Raw genomic sequence first — 1436 nt, 5'->3', positions numbered from 1 at the left:
GCGTCCGCGGCGTATACTTGGGTACAGAACGCCAGCCGAAGTGTTCGTCGAGATGCTCTCCGAACTTGCTTCCACCGCTTGAGACCGCCGTCAGCCGGTCCAGGGGTCGAGCAATTCGACCCCGGTCTGCGCGAAATCCTTGGTGTTCCGGGTCGCGCACGCGGCCTTGTGAGACCGGCAGATCGCGGCGATCTGGGCATCGGCCGTGCTGATCGGCAGCCCTGCCTGCTCGCGCGCGACGAGCACCTCGGCGTAGTGGTCTGCCGCCTCGTCGTCGAAGGCCAGCACAGCATTGGTCTCCCGGTAGGGCTGCAACGCGCTCTCGATCACCGCGCTCAGCGCCGACCTGCGGCGACCATCCGGGAGACGGCGCACGCCGGCCAGGAGCTCGGCGAGTGTGACGGATGTGATAGCGACGTCGCCGGCGAGGGACTCCAGCCACGCGACGACGCGGGCATCAGGCTGCGGCCGGAAGATCTCCGAGATGACGTTCGTATCGAGGACGATCACTCGAAGTCCACCGCTCGCGCGACGTCGTTGCGCTCAGGGATGACGAGATCGTCGATCCCACCAGCCTCCTGCGCCGCCCGCATGAGCGCCAGGCCGATGTGGGGCCGGCGCGCGGCCTTCGTGAGGATGTCGCGGACCTCGGCTTCCATGGAGCGGCCGTGCTCCTTCGCCTGGGTGGCGAGCTGCTTCTTCACGGACTCCTCGAGCCCGCGGACGACGATGGCTGACATCAGGGCCACCTCCTTCAACTGATATCAGCCATGATAGCACTCGGGTCGTATCAACGAACAGTGAATCGGCTGACCGCCGCGCGGGCCCCTCTCAGTGGCGAGCGACCGGACTCAGGAACCGACTCCGCGCGCGACCAGCCACTCCCGTGCACTTCTGGCCGTGGAGCGAAGCAGCGGATGCTCCTGCACGATCTCTCGCTGGCGCTCGGCCGACAACCCCAGCTCGTTCAACAGGTTGAGGATCACGACAGCGGTGGTCACGTCCACAACGGCTATCAGTTCCTCAATGGAGTGGCTGGGGGTTCGCCCTTCGTGCGCCAGGTCGTTCCTGGCTCGAGTGGTCCGCCTCGCCCACCTGTCCACGTCCGGCACGAGCAAGGAGACTGCCTCCTGGTCGGGACGCGCAGCGAGCGCGTACAGCCGGTCCCGGAGTGTCGGGTCGTTGCGGAGGGACCCTCCGGAGCCTCTCCCGGTGCTCCTCGGGCACTTGCGCCAGCATCGCTTCGCGCATCGGCTTGAACTCGTCCGCAGGGATCGGCGGCTCATCGATGCCGCAGCCGCGGTGCAGCACCTCGGCCGCGCCCACCGCCATCAGCAGGTTGCTTGATCCCAAGCGGTGAAGGCAATCGGGCTATTGGGATGATCGACAGATCGGGGAATTATGGGGAGAAGTCTTCTTCTCGTCGTCGCTGATCT

General features: G+C 66.4%; 3 protein-coding genes. All 3 read right to left on the bottom strand.

Annotation, left to right across the window (positions count from 1 at the left end; translation table 11 throughout):
• Window positions 1-90 precede the first annotated feature (90 nt).
• The 3 genes from AB0M95_RS41000 to AB0M95_RS40990 all read right to left on the bottom strand — a co-directional run bounded on the left by AB0M95_RS41000 (window position 91) and on the right by AB0M95_RS40990 (window position 1286).
• Entirely contained in the window at window positions 91-510 is a 420-nt protein-coding gene (locus tag AB0M95_RS41000) for a type II toxin-antitoxin system VapC family toxin (protein ID WP_363777203.1), read from the bottom strand.
• A complete protein-coding gene (locus AB0M95_RS40995) occupies window positions 507-740 on the bottom strand; it encodes an Arc family DNA-binding protein (protein WP_363777200.1) in 234 nt (77 codons plus the stop codon). The genes AB0M95_RS41000 and AB0M95_RS40995 overlap by 4 nt, the downstream gene beginning before the upstream one ends.
• Window positions 741-851: 111 nt before the next feature.
• Window positions 852-1286, bottom strand: coding sequence for a HEPN domain-containing protein (locus AB0M95_RS40990; RefSeq protein ID WP_363777197.1), 435 nt, complete (start codon window positions 1284-1286; stop codon window positions 852-854).
• Window positions 1287-1436 lie beyond the last annotated feature (150 nt).

It is taken from the genome of Sphaerisporangium sp. NPDC051017, from assembly GCF_040683095.1.
Taxonomy (GTDB): Bacteria; Actinomycetota; Actinomycetes; order Streptosporangiales; family Streptosporangiaceae; genus Sphaerisporangium.
This window is presented reverse-complemented; position numbering and strand designations above follow the sequence as displayed.